This window comes from Flavobacterium sp. (genome assembly GCF_013823965.1).
In the GTDB taxonomy this organism is placed as follows: Bacteria; Bacteroidota; Bacteroidia; order Flavobacteriales; family Flavobacteriaceae; genus Flavobacterium.
Map to the genome: position 1 here is coordinate 38,540 of NZ_PNNA01000048.1, position 18,619 is coordinate 57,158.

Here is an 18,619-nt window from a genome sequence, read left to right on the forward strand (position 1 = left end):
ATTGGTTCTTTTTAAAATATTGTATTTTCAACTTTTATAAGTTTTTTAAAGCTTGCTTAATAATATATTCAACAGAACTATCTGGGGCTTCTTTTATGATCTTCTCCACTATCCTTTCAGAGGCTTTTCGAACAAATCCCAAAACCTCCAAAGCAGATAACGCTTCATCTCTGTTTGTATTGTTTTGTGACATCGAAACTTCATCTAAATCGTACAGCTTTAGTATTTTTTCTTTTAAATCCAATATTACTCTTTGGGCTGTTTTACTTCCAATTCCTTTTATCGATTGAATCGTAACCACATCGCCGGATGCAATTGCATTCGTGATTTGTTTTGGATCCAATGAAGACAACATGGTTCTGGCTATACTGGCTCCAATTCCAGAAACAGACAATAGTAATTTAAAAATTTCCCTTTCTGATTTTTCCACAAAACCAAATAATGTATGTGCATCTTCCTTGATTTGAAGATGTGTAAACAATTTTATGAAATCTGTAGCTGGAAGCAAGGAATAGGTATGCAAGGATATGTTCACGTGATACCCCACTCCGCCGCAATCTATAACCACTTGTGTTGGCGATTTTTCTACTAATTTTCCTTGCAAATGTGCTATCATCCCTGAATTTTATATCCTTCAAATATAACAAAACTTAATCTTTGGGAAAATTTTAATGGGAAAAATAAACAATCTTATTAAAAAACATATCATTCCGACGAAAGAGAAAGCGCATTAGTTACTCACTTGGTGCAATTTTTCCTTCGTCAAAATGACTAAAAACCATAAGATTCATAAGACTTTATCAATCCCTATTTTACCCAAAAATTATTTTTCGTTTTTGGCTTTTTTCTTTTCTTTTTCCTGAGCATCAATGACTGCAATTGCTGCCATATTGACCATTTCTTCCACGCTTGCTCCCAGTTGAAAGATGTGAACTGGTTTCCCCATTCCCAACATAATTGGGCCAATGGAATCTACTTTGTTTAATTCTTTCAAAAGTTTATAAGTAATGTTGGCTGCTTCAAGATTAGGAAAAATCAGGGTATTTACTTTTTTACCGGCTAATTTGGAAAAAGGAAACTTGGCTTTCAACATTTCGGGATTTAAAGCAAAATCAGCTTGAATTTCTCCATCAATTACCATTTCTGGATGATTTTCATGTAAGTAGCGCACTGCTTCTCTCACTTTTGAAGCACTATCATTGCTTGAAGATCCAAAATTTGAAAAAGAAATCATGGCAATTACCGGTTCAATTCCAAACATTCTGGCAGTATTTGCGGTCATGATGGCGATTTTTGCCAAGTCATTGGCTGATGGATTTACATTTATGGCAGTATCCGACAAAAACATTGGACCACGATTCGTCATCATCAAGTTTGTTGTGGCAACAAGAGAAACACCTGGCGCTTTGTCGATCAATTGCAACATGGGTTTCACCACTGATGGATAACTTCTGGTATGTCCTGTAACCAATGCGTCTGCTTCGCCTTCATTGACCATCATGGCCGCGAAATAATTTCTTTCACGCATTAAATTCTGGGCATCATATAATGATATTCCTCTTCTTTGTCTGGTATTCCAATAGGCTTTTGCAAATTTATTTCTTCTTGTTTCCTCTTCGCTTGTTTTTGGATCAATAATTGGAACTTCGGCATCAAAGCCCACTTCTTTTTTCAATTCCAAAATGATGTTCTTTTTACCCAATAATATAGGAAACCCTATTCCTTCTTCAAATACGATTTGTGCCGCTTTAAGTACATCGAGATGTTCTGCTTCGGCAAAAACAATTTTCTTTGGATTGGTTTTGGCTCTGTTGGCAATTAATTTCACCATTTTATTGTCAGTCCCCAAACGTTCTAAAAGTTCATCTTCATACTTTTTCCAATCGTGAATAGGATTTAAAGCAACGCCTGATTCCATCGCTGCTTTTGCTACAGCTGGAGCAACAACGGTTATCAACCTAGGATCAAAAGGAGATGGAATGATATACTCACGACCAAAAGTCAGCTTGGTAGCACCATAAGCAATATTGACTTGTTCCGGAACATGTTCTTTTGCCAAAGCTGCCAAAGCTCTTGCAGCTGCCATCTTCATTGTTTCATTAATTTTTGTGGCACGAACATCTAGAGCACCACGGAAAATATAAGGAAAACCAAGCACGTTGTTTACTTGATTAGGATGGTCAGAACGTCCTGTTGCCATAATAACATCTTTTCGAGTGGCAATGGCTAGATTATAATCGATTTCCGGAATTGGATTTGCCATTGCAAAAACGATTGGATTTTTAGCCATTCCCAACAACATTTCTGGAGTCATGATATTCCCTGAGGACAATCCCAAGAAAATATCAGCATCTACCAAGGCTTCTTCAAGGCTAATTCCTTTTATGTCCTTGGCATATTTTTGTTGCAAAACAGATAAAGAAGGATTGTCTTTTGTCAAAAGTCCTTTACTGTTGAACATGTAAATGTTTTCTAATTTTACACCAAGTAAAATATACATGTTTGCACAGGCAAGAGCTGCTGAACCTGCTCCAGAAACTACCATTTTTAAATCTTCGGCTTTCTTGTCTGCTAATTCCAAGGCATTTATCAAGGCTGCCGATGATATGATTGCCGTTCCGTGCTGATCATCATGCATTACCGGAATATTCAATTCTTCGACTAATCTGCGTTCAATTTCAAAAGACTCGGGAGCTTTGATGTCTTCCAAGTTAATTCCTCCAAAAGTTGGTGCTATATTTTTAACGGTTTGAATAAATTCTTCTATGTCTTTGGTTCCAATTTCAATGTCGAACACGTCAATTCCCGCAAAAATTTTAAACAACAGTCCTTTGCCTTCCATTACAGGCTTAGATGCTTCTGGGCCAATGTCACCTAGTCCTAAAACGGCGGTTCCATTTGAGATTACTGCAACCAGATTCCCTTTGGCAGTGTATTTATAAACATTATTGACGTCTTTGGCGATTTCCAAACACGGTTCGGCAACACCCGGCGAATATGCCAAAGACAAATCCCTTTGAGTTGCATATTTTTTGGTTGGAATTACTTGAATTTTTCCTGGAGTAGGTTTTGCATGATACAATAATGCTTCCCTTCTTTTGCTGTTCTTGTCCATTATTTTAATTTTTATTCGGTATTACAAAGATATTAAGACTTGATTTAAAAAGGATGCATTCAGACTATTGATTTGTAAAAAAATGCATCCAAAATTTGTATACAAAAAAATAGCTGCACTAATTTGCAGCTATTTGTGATTGTCAATTTACTTACTTCTATTGTGAAATATAAGAATCCAAATGTTTGATGGTTTCTTTCTGTATTTCGATTATTGATTTTACTACGTCGCTTATGGATATGATCCCGATTATCACGTTGTTTTCTATAACAGGCAAGTGTCTTACTCTTTTTGTATCCATTAATTCCATACAATATTCGAGGTTGTCAGATGGTTTTACAGTGACAACATTTTCTTCCATAATTTCATAAACGAATGTTTTCTTGGAAGATTTTGCTTTCAAGGCAATTTTTCTGGCATAATCTCTTTCAGACAAAATACCTTTTAACACCGTGTCTTCTATAATTAAAATAGCTCCAATATTTTTTTCGCTCATCACTCCTAAAGCTTCAAATACCGTAATTGTTGACGGCACTGAATATACTTCTTTCCCTTTTTTGGCTAATATTTGATTTACTGTCATGATAGAATTAATTTAATTGATTATAAAAATAAAAAAAAACATGAAACAAACCGCACATTATTTTAATTTATTCTTTAATATAAAATCTATCTAAATACCAAGCCTCAATTGATGCCAAAAAAAAACCTCTCCAAAAGGAAAGGTTTTTTTGTATAAAAACAGTTGTATTTATTCCATCGAAGTCACTATAAATTCGCTTCGTCTGTTAGCCTGATGTTGCTCCTCGGTACATTTTACACCATCAACACAGGAGTTTACCAATTGAGATTCTCCGTAACCTTTGCCGGTCAACCTGCTTGCCTCTATTCCGTTTTTTACCAACCAAGCAATGGTGGATTTCGCTCTTCTATCAGACAAAGCTTCGTTGTATTTAGTTGTTTGACGACTATCCGTGTGTGAACGAATGTCTAATTTCATCGCTGGATATTGTTTCATTACATCCAGAATTTTTTCTAACTCGAAAGCAGCTTCTTTCTTGATTAGCGATTTGTCCAAGTCAAAATAAATCATTTTTATGCCAAAACATTTTGCCAAATCATCTCCAACAGCCACTTTACATTGTGCTTTTTCCAATGCTATAGGCAGATTAGTCGTACCATTTGTGGTGATGATTGAAACCTTGCTTTCTTTGGTTGCATAATCTACGGCTTCGGCTCTTACATAATACGTTTTTCCACATTCTACATCAAAACTGTAATGCCCATTTTCATCAGAAACATTCTCTTTCAAAAGTTGAAACTTCTCATTAAACAAACTTGTTTTTGCATTAGGGAGTACAATTCCAGTTTCTGAATCGGTGATAATTCCAGCTAATTCTTGTTTGCAAACCAACTTACGTGTTTCGGTAAATTTATAAATATCGTCATAGCCTTTACCGCCAGTTCTATTGGAAGTAAAAAATCCATTGCGACTTTTGCTGTCAATCAAAAAAGCAAAATCATCTTGAGGTCCATTCAAGGGAGCACCCACATTTTGAACTTCTTTAAAACTTCCGTCTTCTTCAATTTTGGAAACAAACACATCCAATCCTCCAAGACCTTGGTGCCCATCACTGGCAAAATACAATTCGTTTTCCTCAGATATAAAAGGAAATGTTTCTCTTCCTTCAGTATTAATTGTGTCACCAAGATTTTCTGGTTTGCCAAAAGTTCCATCATCGTTTATTGCTACTTTAAACAAATCAGATTGTCCAAATGTTCCCGGCATATCAGAGGCAAAATACAAGGTTTTGTCGTCCGGACTCAACATTGGATGCGCCACGCTATATTGATTGCTGTTAAAAGGCAACTCCGTAACATTCCCCCAAGAGTCGTTTTCTAAAGTCGCTTTGTATAATTTCAGCAAGGTTATTTTTTTGTCGTCTTTTCCTTTTTTACCGTCTAAAAAATTGTTTCTGGTAAAGTAAACTGTTTTGCCGTCTTTGGTAAAAACCGGTGTCGATTCGTGAAACTTTGAATTGATTCTGTTTCCAAATGGTTTTGGAGCTTCTAAATTTCCGTTTGAATTTACTTCGGAGGCATATAAGTTTGTAAAGGATTGATTGGTCCATTGGAATACTCTTTTAGAAACATTTCCTGTATCACGCGCCGAAGCAAATACTAGTTTATTTCCCGAAAAGGAACTTCCATAATCTGAATATTCTGAATTAATTCCAGCATCTTCAATATTGAAACGCCCGGAATTTGCCTTGATTTCTTCGAGGTAATTTTTATGTTTTGCAAAAAGTTTTGCCCTTTTGTCATTGCCTGATTTTTTGTTGAATTGCTCCAACATTTCATCGGCTTTGGCATATTCTCCCACAGATTTTAAACATTGCGAATATCTATAATAATATTCCGGTTCTTGTTCTTGGTTCATTGCAAAGAGTTCGCCATACCATTTTGCGGCTTTTTCCAGTTCCGCATTAAAATAATGAGCGTTCCCTAGTTTTTGAAACATTTTTTCATCCTTGTAACCTTTGTCCGCAACACGTTCGTAGGTTGCAATGGCATCGATATACGCATAACGATCGTATTTTATGTCGGCAGCCGCAACTTTGGCTTTTTGGGAAAATCCTTGTAAAGCAACGACAATCAAAAGGGTACTGTAAACGAGTTTTTTTATTTTCATAATGGTATTATTAGAAGAATCTAGGAGATATTATTCTGTTATTTTTATGGAACAATTCATAACGCAGGAATATTTCGTGCGAACCCGAATTGTAATTGGCCAGTTTTGTGGTGTCCATATCATAAGAATATCCTATAAACCAAGAATCGCTGACTTGAAATCCAACCAAGCCACTGAATGAAGCATCCCAGCGGTAAGCAAGACCAGCGGTAAACTTTTCGTTTATCAAAAAATTTCCAGACAAATCTACTTGCAAAGGCGCACCTTGAACCATTTTTGTAAGGACTGATGGCTTGAATTGAACATTTGCACTCAAGTCAAAAACGTGACCCGCAATAAAATAATAATGAATCTTCTCTGTTGCCACAAAACTTGACGCACTATTATTGGCTGATTTATCAAAATGTTTTGTTTCCAATAAATAGGGAGCGGACAATCCGAAATAAGTGTTGTCGGAATGCAAATAGATTCCGGCACCTATGTTTGGCGAAAACTTGTTGTCAATATTATCCTGGAATCTAGGGTCACCAGGATTATAAATATGCAGTTTGGTAAAATCCACATTCAACAAATTGGCGCTAGCTTTTAAACCAAAAGACAATTTATATCTTTCCGAAGTATGAATACTATAAGAGAAATCTACTGCAATATTGTTCTCGTCCGATGGTCCAATTTTGTCGTTTACAATAGACAATCCCAGACCAACATTACTCCCGTTGATGGGTGTATGAATCGAGAAATTGTTTGTAACTGGCGCTCCATCAAGGCCTATCCATTGTGCTCGATGCAAGGCAAATATGCTCATCGCTTCTCGCGAACCCGCATAAGCTGGATTGACAACAATCGTGTTGTACATATATTGCGTATACTGCGAATCTTGTTGAGCATAGCTGATTCCGGATAAAAGCACTAAAATCAAGCCTATAAATTTTGTCTTCATAATTTTTGTTTATAATTAAGAATGCTTGATTCAGCACTCAAAAATTAGATTTATCGATTAATATACAAGTATCCTGTACGTTGTTTTACAGTCCCGTCAGATTTAACATATTTCAGCACATAATAATAGGTTTCTTCCGGTAATTGTTGGGCAGATGAAATGGTAACTCTTCCTTCGGATTCTCCTTTGAAAAATTTGTTGCCTTGTCCATATCCGCTGGCTTCATAAACCAAAACACCCCATCGATTGTAAATTTCCAAAGTGTTGTTTGGATACTTTTCGATGTTTCTAATCGTAAACACATTGTTTTTTGCATCGTCACTAGTAGGTGAAACACCGTTAAAAATCTCCAAATCATCTTCAGCATTAGACAATTTATGATTATTTAATTCCAAATAATCCTTAATTCCATCTCCATTGCTGTCAAAAGGATGAGCTGGATCGGTTCCAATTTCTTCTCCGTTCAAAAGTCCATCTCCATCACAGTCTCCATTAAGGAAAATTACAGATTGTTGAACAGTTATATGCTCTTCTATTGAATCGCAAGGATCCAATGGTTTCGTCCCATCGGCTACTTCTACTCCGTCCAACACTCCATCACCGTCCGTATCAGGATTCAAAGTATCGGTTCCAATAGTGATTTCCTGTCCGTTTTTCAGACCATCGTTATCACAATCAGCTGTAGACCAGCTAGCACTTTGAACTACTGTCACGCTTGCAATTTTTAAACTACATTGGTCTAATGGATTGGTTCCGTCTGAAACTTCTTTTCCGTCCAAAACTCCATCACCATCTGTATCCGGATTTAATGGATTGGTTCCTAAAGTAACTTCTTTCCCGTTAGTTAAACCATCATTGTCACAATCAGCTGTAGACCAATTTGAACTTGGAACCATAGTCACGTTTGACAGAATAAAACTGCATGGATCCAATGGATTGGTTCCATCCAATACTTCTTGACCATTTTTAACTCCATCACCGTCACAATCTAAAATTGGATTATTGACACAAGCGCCAACAACTACCGTGATTGTCGCTGCATTAGAGACACCTCCTTGATTGTCTTGAATTATGTAATTCACAGGAGTTGTAGTTCCACTAAATGATGGCAAAGGATCAAATGTCACCGTTCCGTTTGCATTTACGGTATAAGTTCCTTCACCTGCCACAGTCATCGTTGTTTGTTGTCCTGCCAATGAAGGATTCAAATCTATCGTTGCTGGATTAATTGTTCCATCAATATCGGTATCATTACCAGCTACAGTAATGATTACGTTTGTATCACTTAATGTAGTAGCCGAATCGTTATTAGCCACAGGTGGATCATTGACTGGAGTAACCGTAATAGTCAAAGTTTGGTTGACACACATTTTCGGCAATGGTGTTCCTGAATCGCATACTTCAACTATAATCACATCTACGCCATTGAAGTTTGGATTTGGAGTATAGACATAAGTTCCGTCAGCATTGATGACGATACTTCCGTTACTTGGTCCACTCACTGGTGTTGTCGTCACAACTAATGCCGTACCGTCTGGATCTGAATCTCCAGCATCAGTCAAATCTCCTCCTACCGTTGGTTTGTCTTCTGTCGTTGTATTGACATCATTATCCACTACTGGCGCATCATTTACTGGTGTTACCGTGATGGTCAGAGTTTGGTTGACACACATTTTCGGCAATGGCGTACCAGAATCACATACTTCAACCGTAATCACATCTATTCCATTAAAGTTTGGATTTGGGGTGTAAACATAAGTACCGTCGGGATTGATAACAATCTTTCCGTTACTTGGCCCACTAACTGGTGTTGTTGTTACTACCAATGCCGCACCATCTGCATCTGAATCGCCGTCATCGGTCAAATCGCCTCCTACCGTTGGAGTGTCTTCAGTTGTTGTATTCACATCGTCATCTACAATTGGAGCATCATTAACTGGTGTCACAGTGATGGTCAAGGTTTGGTTCACACATCTTTTTGGCAATGGTGTTCCTGAATCGCATACTTCAACTGTAATCACGTCGGTTCCGTTGAAGTCTAAATTTGGAGTGTACACATAAGTTCCGTCAGCATTGATAACAATGCTTCCGTTACTTGGTCCACTCACTGGTGTTGTCGTTACAATTAATTCCGAACCGTCTGGGTCTGAATCGCCGTCATCGGTTAAATCACCTCCCACCGTTGGTGTATCCTCAGTTGTTGTATTGACATCATTATCCACTATTGGAGCATCGTTGATTGGCACCACCGTTATGGTCAAGGTTTGGTTTACGCAAGCTTTCGGCAATGGCAAACCTTGGTCACATACTTCAACTGTAATAACATCGGTTCCATTGAAGTTTAGATTTGGAGTGTACACATAAGTTCCGTCAGGGTTGATAACAATGCTTCCGTTACTTGGTCCACTCACTGGTGTTGTCGTCACTACCAGTGCCGTGCCATCTGGATCTGAATCGCCAGCATCGGTTAAATCTCCACCTACTGTTGGAGTGTCTTCGGCTGTTGCATTGACATCATTATCCACTATTGGAGCATCATTAACTGGTGTCACAGTGATAGTCAAGGTTTGGTTCACACACCTTTTTGGCAATGGTGTTCCTGAATCACAAATTTCAACTGTAATAACATCTACACCATTGAAATTTAGATTCGGAGTGTACACATAAGTTCCGTCAGGGTTGATAACAATGCTTCCGTTACTTGGTCCACTCACTGGTGTTGTCGTCACTATCAGTGCCGTGCCGTCTGGGTCTGAATCGCCCTCATCGGTTAAATCACCTCCTACTGTTTGAGTGTCTTCGGCTGTTGCATTGACATCATTATCCACTATCGGCGCGTCATTGACAGATGTTAGGGTAATCAATTCATTGGCTGTTGCTGTTGCTGCATTACTGTCACTGATGACATAAGGAATACTTATCGGCGTGGCTGAATTGAAGTTCAGTGCTGGAGAAAAAGTAATCGTTCCATCTGAAGTAATCTTTACTGTTCCATTTGAAACCTCTATAACTTGATCAATTCCAGGCGTAAGCACTACTCCATTAATAGAAGTTACAGTTAATACATCGCCATCCATGTGACTATCACCTAACAATGGTGTCAAAATTACTGAGCTATCTTCGGCAACAGTATATGTGTCGTCAACCGCTATTGGAGTGCAGTTTGGTTTCGCATTTATAACCGTGGCTTTCGCTGCAGAATTACAACCACCAACACTTTTTATAATAACACTATAATTTCCTGCCGCCAATCCTGATTTGAGATTACTAGCTTGAAAACTTACTCCATTGTCAAAACTATAAGACTCTCCTGCAGTTTGAACTGTTACAGTTATTGTTCCTGTTACCACGGCACAAGTTGGATGGGTTACCACAATGGATGGTGCTGGGGCTTGTGTTCCAGTCACATCCCAAACACAAGTTTCGGTATTGAAAGTGGCCGATTCGTAACAAGCCAATGTTGGTTTCACCGGTTGTGTTCCAAGATTTACCCAAGTACAACTAGCTGTGTTGAATTGGTAATCATCCCAACAGTTTACAGCTGCTGGTTGTGGCGCTTGTGTTCCGGTGCTGTCCCAATTACAAGTTCCTGTATTGAATACAAAATTATCCCAACAGTTCACAACTGCTGGTTCTGTAGGTTGTGTTCCAGTGTTGTCCCAAGTACAAGTTCCAGTATTGAATACAAAATTATCCCAACAGTTCACAACTGCTGGTTCTGTAGGTTGTGTTCCAAGATTTACCCAAGTACAGCTTGTCGTGTTGAATTGGTAATTTTCCCAACAGTTTACAGCTGCTGGTTGTGGCGCTTGTGTTCCGGTGTTGTCCCAAGTACAAGTTCCAGTATTGAATACAAAATTATCCCAACAGTTCACAACTGCTGGTTCTGTAGGTTGTGTTCCAAGATTTACCCAAGTACAGCTTGTCGTGTTGAATACAAAATTATCCCAACAATTCACAACTGCTGGTTCTGTAGGTTGTGTTCCAAGATTTACCCAAGTACAACTAGTTGTGTTGAATTGGTAATTGTCCCAACAGTTTACAGCTGCTGGTTGTGGCGCTTGTGTTCCGGTGTTGTCCCAATTACAAGTTCCAGTATTGAATACAAAATTATCCCAACAGTTCACAACTGCTGGTTCTGTAGGTTGTGTTCCAAGATTTACCCAAGTACAGCTTGTCGTGTTGAATTGGTAATCATCCCAACAGTTTACATCTGTCGGTTCTAATGGTTGTGTTCCGGTGTTGTCCCAAGAACAAGTTCCAGTATTGAATACAAAATTATCCCAACAGTTCACAACAGCTGGTTCTGTAGGTTGTGTTCCAAGATTTACCCAAGTACAGCTAGTTGTGTTGAATTGGTAATTGTCCCAACAGTTTACAGTTGTCGGTTCTAATGGTTGTGTTCCGGTGTTGTCCCAATTACAAGTTCCTGTATTGAATACAAAATTATCCCAACAGTTCACAACTGCTGGTTCTGTAGGTTGTGTTCCAAGATTTACCCAAGTACAGCTTGTCGTGTTGAATTGGTAATTGTCCCAACAGTTTACAGCTGTCGGTTCTAATGGTTGTGTTCCGGTGTTGTCCCAAGTACAAGTTCCAGTATTGAATACAAAATTATCCCAACAGTTCACAACTGCTGGTTCCGTAGGTTGTGTTCCTGTGTTGTCCCAAGTACAAGTCTCTGGGTTGAATACAAAATTATCCCAACAATTTACTGCAGTTGGCTCAGTTGGTATCGGAGAAAGAACAATATTTAAACACGATGGAGTACCACTTTCACATATTCCATTTACTCCTTTAACACATATTTGACCAGTTAAAAATTCATCATTTTTAACAGTTATTGATGTAGTTCCAGATCCCGAAATAATTGTTGCCCCAGTAGGAACTGTCCACTCATAACTCACTGAACCAACAACTGGTTGTATAGAATAAGTCACTGTTGTGGCGTCTGTACAAGTATTATTAACAGAGGCTGTTATTGTTCCTGGATTTTGTGGAGCACAAGAAGTGATTGTTGAACCATCGCAAGGTGCAATTACAAATATTGTTGGAGTGTTATTATTAACGAACACATTATTGTCTGGATCCAAATTTTGGTTGGCAATACCATCGTTATCGGGATCAACATTGTTTCCGTCATTTGACAAATCTGTTGTAGTTCCGTTTGCCACACCATTTTCATATTTATCCCCTTTAGCCGTAATTTGGTTTGTGAAGCTAGTTTTAGATGTCGTCGGAATGAACCTAACCGTAAAAGTTACATTAGCCGATTCATTTGGTTTTAAAACATCTCCGGCAACTAAGCCAAGTAATCCTTTGTTGGATCCTGATCCAGTAAAAGTTGAACTTGCAGTCAAAGAAGAAGTAGAACCTAATGCTGAAACAGAAGGCGCAGTTTCTATTTTATATTGTCCTGTTGAAGTTAACGTTCCTGAAGTATATGTTCCAAACTCAGTTGCCAAATCATCTTCTAATTGTACATCCACCAAGTTTAAATCACCAATATTTGAAACAAGCGCTTGATAGGAAACAGTATATGTTCCATCTCCCATTGGCAAAGGACAAGAAACTACTTTTTTGGCAGCTCCAATTACCAATCTAGGCAATGTTATTGGAGTTGGATCATTATCGTTTGTTGGGTTTCCGTCCTCGTCAGGATCAACATTTGAACCACTTTGAGAACTGTCAAAAACAGTATTGCCATTTGGCGAACTTGCAGTTCCGAGAACAGTGTTCAAATAAGGTAAACTATGATCACTAGGAGTTACATTAACAACCAATGTAATGGTTCCAGATACTCCAAAAGCCAAATTATTTGTTCCAGCAAGAAGTCCAACAACTGTAGATCCGTTATAACTTGGATTTACCGTGAAATTAGGACTAGTCAAAGACACCACATTAAAACTTGCCGCCGATGCGAAAGTTTCTGCTAAATTATCCTCAAGGATTAAATCTGACAACGGTACGTCGCCAGTGTTTTTTGCCAAAATACTATAGGTTATTTTATAAGAACCATCACCATTATCAACTGGCGCTCCCACAACAGCTTTAGCAATTCCAAGAGAAGGTGCTTCTGTCAAAGTTAATGGTGTAGTGTTTGAGTTGTTGTTTGGATTATTGTTTCCGTCTGGATCTACATTGTTTCCATTGGTAGAAGTATCAGAAACTGTATTTCCTGCAGGAGAAGTTCCCTGACCAAGAGCTGCATTATTGTAAACGCCCAATTTTGTTCCAGGAGTAACAAGCACTGTAAGCACAATTGTTTCAGCTGCACCTACAGACAAAGTATTGGAAGAACCTAATAGTTGCTTATCTGTTGTTCCGTTGTAGGAGTTGTTTTTTGTAAATATTGAAGGAGAAACACTGGTAACAGAAAACGAAGTTGCATCCGCAAATGTGGCACTTAAATCATCCGTCAACCTAATGTTTGACAAAGGAACGTTTCCTGTGTTTTTGACAAGTAATGTATAAACTACCGTGTAAGTTCCATTATGATTGTTTGTTGTTGATGTAACCGCTTTGGCAACACCTAATTGTGGTGATTCCGTAAAACTAACTGGCGTAAGAATATTATTGTCTGACGGCCCGTTATTTTCAGGATCCACATCACTTCCGTTTGTTGAATTATCCGTAACCAATGTCCCTAAAGAACTGGTTCCTGATCCAACTGCTCGGTTATTATATGCTCCTAGATTAGTTCCCGGAGTTACCGTGACAGTTAAGATGATTGTATCTTGTTGACCAACACTTAAAGATCCTGTTCCGTCTAACAAATTAACATTTGACGAACCATTATAAGCTGAATTAACGGTTAAAACTGTTGCAGATTTACTATCTACCACATAAGTAGCTCCAGAAAAAGCAGTAGCCAAGTTGTCCGTTATTTGTACGCTATTTAATGGCACATCTCCCGTGTTTTTAACTTTAATGGCATAAGTCAATGTATAAGTACCATTACCATTATTTATTGGCCCAGACGTAAGTGCTTTTGCAACTCCAATAGAAGGATTTTGAGAAAAAGTTACAGGTGTTGAGTCGTTATTGTTTTTTGGATTTCCATCATTGTCCGGATCGGGACTTGATCCATCCTGGGAAATATCGGTAACATTATTTCCTGAAGGAGTAGTTCCAGAAGCTGTTGCCGTATTTGAATAGGCACTTGTACTAGTTGGAGTTACAGTTAAAGCTAATTGAATAGTCGCCGTTTGATAAAGTGCCAAACTATTTCCTGTAGCCAACAAATTAACATTTGAAGAACCGTTATATGAACTATTTACACTTAAAGTAGGCGACGTGATCGTATTTACCGTAAATGTTGCTCCTGAAAAAGTAGTGGCTAAATTATCGGTTACTTGAATGTTTGACAAAGGAACTTCTCCATCATTAGACACCAACAATGTATACGTAATATTATAGCTTCCATCACCATTATTGGTAGGTCCGGAACTAATTGTCTTGGCCAACCCAATTAAAGCATTTTCGGTAAATGTCACTGGAGTTACTCCATCGTTGTTTTTTGGATTTCCGTCACTGTCAGGATCCGTGTTTGTTCCATTATTGGAATCATCAGAAACAGTTAATCCATTACTGGTTGCGCTAGCTGTCACCGTATTGTTGTAGGGGCCTAAATTTATTGAAGGCGTTACCACTACTGTAACCAATACAATTGCAGATTGATTCACATTCAGTGTTTGAGAAGCTGCCAATAAATTAGTATCGGCTAATCCGTTGAAAGAGGAATTAACACTTAGAGTTGTAGAAGAAACATCACTTATGGTATATGCTGTAGGTGATGCAAAAGTATTTGATAAATTTTCCACAACCTGAACATTATTTAATACAGATGTTCCTTTGTTTTCAACTTTAATGGCATAGGTTAATGTATAACTTCCATCTTTATTACTTGTAGGTCCTGATGAAATTGTTTTTGCAACTCCTATACAAGTTGTATTTATCGTGAATGAAGCTCCAGCTTGACATCCATTACTGTCTGTCGCAACAACTGAATAAACTCCTGGAGCTAATCCAGTCAAGTCTTCGGTAGTAGCTGTAAAACTAGAAGGACCAGACCAAGAATAGGTAATTGTTCCTGCTCCGTTATTTTTTGACAAATTAATTGCTCCGTTATTCGAAGTTCCGCAAATGGTATTAGTAGCAACACCTGTCAAAGAAAACAATAATGGTTCAGTTATGGTTGTGTTCGCCGTTGTTGAACAGCCATTGGCATCGGTCACGGTAACTGAATAAGTTCCATTTGCCAATCCAATTAAATCTTCGGTTGTTGCACCATTGGACCATAAATAAGTATAAGGAGCCGTTCCGCCTGTTACGGTTAAATTTGCCAATCCATTTTTATTGCCATAACAGCTTATGTTTGTACTACTAATAGAAGCTGAAACAGCAGAAGACGGTCCCGTTATGGTCACAGATCCTGTAGCCGTTATGGAGGAAGGCAATGAACTATCAGTAATCGTAACAGTGTACGTTCCTACTGCTAAAGAGGAGATATTTTGCGCGGTACTTGTATAACTGCTTGGTCCGCTCCAAGAATAGGTATAAGGTTTAACACCGCCAATAACTTCTAAATTAACTGCTCCGCTTGTTCCGTTATAACAACTTACATTGGTTTGCGCAAGTGAAACAATATTCAAAGGTCCTCCCGTTGTGTTTACTGTAAAAGTTTTTGTTTTGACACATCCATTTGCATCTGTAACCGAAAGTGTATATAACCCACTATACAATCCTGAGACACTTAAGGTACTTGCAGTAAAAGCATCAGGACCACTCCAACTATAAGTATAAGAAGACGTTCCTCCTGAAACAGCTATCTCGCTTATGGCTCCATCATGATTTAAATACGCTGTTTCATCTGTTATTGTTCCGCCTGTAATCGAAACAGCTGTAGATGGTTGGCTAATTGTAGTTGAATAAGTTGCCGTACATCCTTTACTATCTGTAACAGTAACGGTATAAGTACCCGCACTAATATTGGATAAATCTTGAACGGTAGCACCATTTGTCCAACTGTATGTGTATGGAGCAAATCCGCCCGTAACCGTTAAATCTATTGCGCCTGTTGCGGTGTTATTACATAAAACATTGGTGTTCGAAGCAGAAAGTGTTGGTTTTCCAATAATCACTTTAAAACAAGAATCCGATGATTCTCCACAATCATTTATTGCTTTGGCACAAATTGTATATTCACCTACAGCAACTCCGTTCCAATCAACTTCAATGGAATTTGTTGTTGCTCCAGAAGTAATAGTTGCTCCAGCAGGCAAGGTCCAACTATACGTGGTTGCAGGAGCAGCTGGAACACTAACGGTACTAGTTCCATTTAAACAAACATAAAAAGCAGCATATACAGATATAGAAACCGTCCCTGTTGAACAGGCGACAGGAGTTGGGCATCCAGTATCACATACTTGATAAGTAAATGTATCTGTTCCTTCGTAACCAGCATTTGGCACATAGGTAATTGTATGGTCTGGATTGACATACGCAATACCATTTTTAGGATTCGATGCAATTGTTAGTGAAGAAGTGTTTATTGTACCATCAGAATCTGTTACTCCAGAAAGCACATTGATAATATGTTGCACATTCCCAGAGAACAAATAGTTTTGTGGCGTTACAATTGATGGAGGATTATTTGTTGAAGAATAAAATAATTGGGCTGTTACTGTATTACTTTGTAATCCAGCAGCATCGGTTAATTTATACGTAAACGAAATTGTACTGTCTTCAACGATAGAAGCTCCAGGTGTAAACTGAATCGTCTTGTCAGGGTTCACTGTAAATGTTGCAATAGATGCGCTTGGAACAGAAACCAAGGTTACCGTTGCTATATCATTATCTATGTCCACATCATTGGCAAGTACATTCAAAATCCCTCCCGAATTAACACAGCTAAAATTATCATTATAAGCAATAGGAGCTGCATCAATATTAATATCAACCTTCGAAGATATAGTAGGATATGTAGCGCTATTTGCATCTATGGCTCCTGCTACTTGAGCCGTATTTGATGCCGGATCACACATGCCTACAACAAGAAAGTTTACCGTAACTGTTTTGCTTGCCGAAGGAATTAAAGTTCCCAAATTATTCCAGCTAATGATTCCTCCAGAAATAGAATTTGGCACCACTGATGACGACACAAACTGCAAACAACTAGTACTGTAACTATCTTTTAAAGGAAGTGTATTAAAATTAACAGAACCTGCATTGTTAATCACAACTGAATAGGTAAGCGTATCGCCTATTTTGTATGGACCAGATGCTGGAGAAGTTAATGTTTTGGTTACAGAAAGTGCAGGGGCAGTAATGGTAAAAGCAGTTCCTGCGCTGGTTTGCGTTATTCCTTCCGTACCTTGTTTCCCTGTACCTTTCAAGGTATAAGCTCCCGCTGTAGCAGGCAAAGTCCAAGCATACTCATAGGTCTTGGTACACGTTGATGTAGCCACTAAAGTACCCGCTGAAGTCGAAGTCGAACTTGAAGGATTCGTAATTAAAATATCTTCTGCCGTAATATCAGCAGAACCAAATGGATCCGAAACAACAGATCTCACGTAAACCGTTTGACCTCCTTGTGAAGTTGTTATGGATGATCCTCCGCCAGAGGCATAACTGGCAGTATAAATATTTACAGAATCTACATTAACATACGTAGATGTTGGAATAGTAATTGACGAAGGCTTTGAAGAACTATCAAAATCTAGTTTAAAAGTTACTCCTGTAATATCATTTTTAACTCTCAATGTTAGTGCTTGTCCTGAAGGAATAGTAACATCACTAGGAATCGTTCCTGTCCAGGTCAAGGATTTGTCGGTACTGTTCCAAGTTGCCGAAGTGCTTGTAAAAACAGTGGTGGATCCATATCCCAATGTGGCTGTTACTGCTGCCGTGGCGGGAATCGTACCCGTAACTTGCGTGGCAAACGATTTTATGGTTATGGTTTGAGATCCTTTTACTGTGAAGTCTTTACAAAAAGTAGGCGTCATGGTAAATAAGGCATCATCATTAGAATACCCCTTTACCGCAACCGCAATTCCACTCCAATTAGAACTCGCTGAACCAGTCCAAGAAGTAGGTGTTGATCCTGCTAGAGCCGTTTTGTAACTTGACACTACTTTTATACTATTAGTTCCAGCAGTAAATATTGATGTTTGACCGGAGCCAATAGTCGGCGCAGTATTACTTGTAGTTGCAACGACATCAACAACTATATCTCCAATATTGGAATTTACTGTATTTGAAAAAGAACCTGTTGAGCTTGCATTAATTGCATTATAAACACCAAAAGGATTCGTTTGATCGGCATTTGTGAAATTTGCAAATCCCATAGAGACTTCTAATGTACCTGTCCAAGCAGCTACAATATTTGCTGTTCCGACAGTTGGATTAATCAAATACCACAACTGTACTTTAGAAGATGTTCCATTACTAATTTCGGTTAATTTAGTCAATGATTGCGAGCCGTAACTAATTGCTGTAACATTGTTAGCTGAATTAGTATACGAATACCCCACTCCAACTATCAACAACCTATTAGTCCCTGCTGCAATTGTATATGAACCAACGTTTGCAGGTACTGTACTACCTCCGTTTGATGACGAATAAGTACCTTTTGTCACTAATACTGCTGAATTTTTATATAGATCAGCTGTCTGGCTTAATGTCACATCACTCGTTGCAACTGGATCAATCCTGTCTAAAGTTTGGCCTTCTGATAGGTAAAGTTTAGTATTGACTTGGGCATTAGAAACTAATGAAAACAAAGACAATAATACGAGTGTATAAAATGCTTTCTTATGTAATGATATGATAGTACTTTTCATGGCTAATTTTGTATTCATTGACCTACTTT

The 18,619-nt window shown here is 38.3% G+C and carries 6 protein-coding genes; all 6 read right to left on the bottom strand.

Annotated elements, in window-relative coordinates:
- Positions 1-34: 34 nt before the first annotated feature.
- The 6 genes from ruvA to C0430_RS05665 all read right to left on the bottom strand — a co-directional run bounded on the left by ruvA (position 35) and on the right by C0430_RS05665 (position 18,608).
- Positions 35-616: a Holliday junction branch migration protein RuvA gene (gene ruvA / locus C0430_RS05640; protein ID WP_290866381.1), complete on the bottom strand. Its 582-nt coding sequence runs from the start codon at positions 614-616 to the stop codon at positions 35-37.
- 207 nt (positions 617-823) lie between these two features.
- Positions 824-3,115 carry an NADP-dependent malic enzyme gene (locus C0430_RS05645; RefSeq protein WP_290866383.1) on the bottom strand — a complete coding sequence of 764 codons (2,292 nt, stop codon included), beginning with the start codon at positions 3,113-3,115 and terminating at the stop codon, positions 824-826.
- 157 nt (positions 3,116-3,272) lie between these two features.
- On the bottom strand, positions 3,273-3,698 hold the full coding sequence (locus C0430_RS05650) for a CBS domain-containing protein (protein ID WP_290866385.1): 426 nt from the start codon (positions 3,696-3,698) through the stop codon (positions 3,273-3,275).
- A 168-nt stretch (positions 3,699-3,866) separates the two neighbouring features.
- Entirely contained in the window at positions 3,867-5,807 is a 1,941-nt protein-coding gene (locus tag C0430_RS05655; protein ID WP_290866387.1) for an OmpA family protein, read from the bottom strand.
- Between the two features lie 10 nt (positions 5,808-5,817).
- A complete protein-coding gene (locus C0430_RS05660) occupies positions 5,818-6,747 on the bottom strand; it encodes a type IX secretion system membrane protein PorP/SprF (RefSeq protein WP_290866389.1) in 930 nt (309 codons plus the stop codon).
- A 50-nt stretch (positions 6,748-6,797) separates the two neighbouring features.
- Complete coding sequence (locus tag C0430_RS05665) at positions 6,798-18,608, bottom strand: Ig-like domain-containing protein (protein ID WP_290866391.1); 11,811 nt, start codon at positions 18,606-18,608, stop codon at positions 6,798-6,800.
- Positions 18,609-18,619 lie beyond the last annotated feature (11 nt).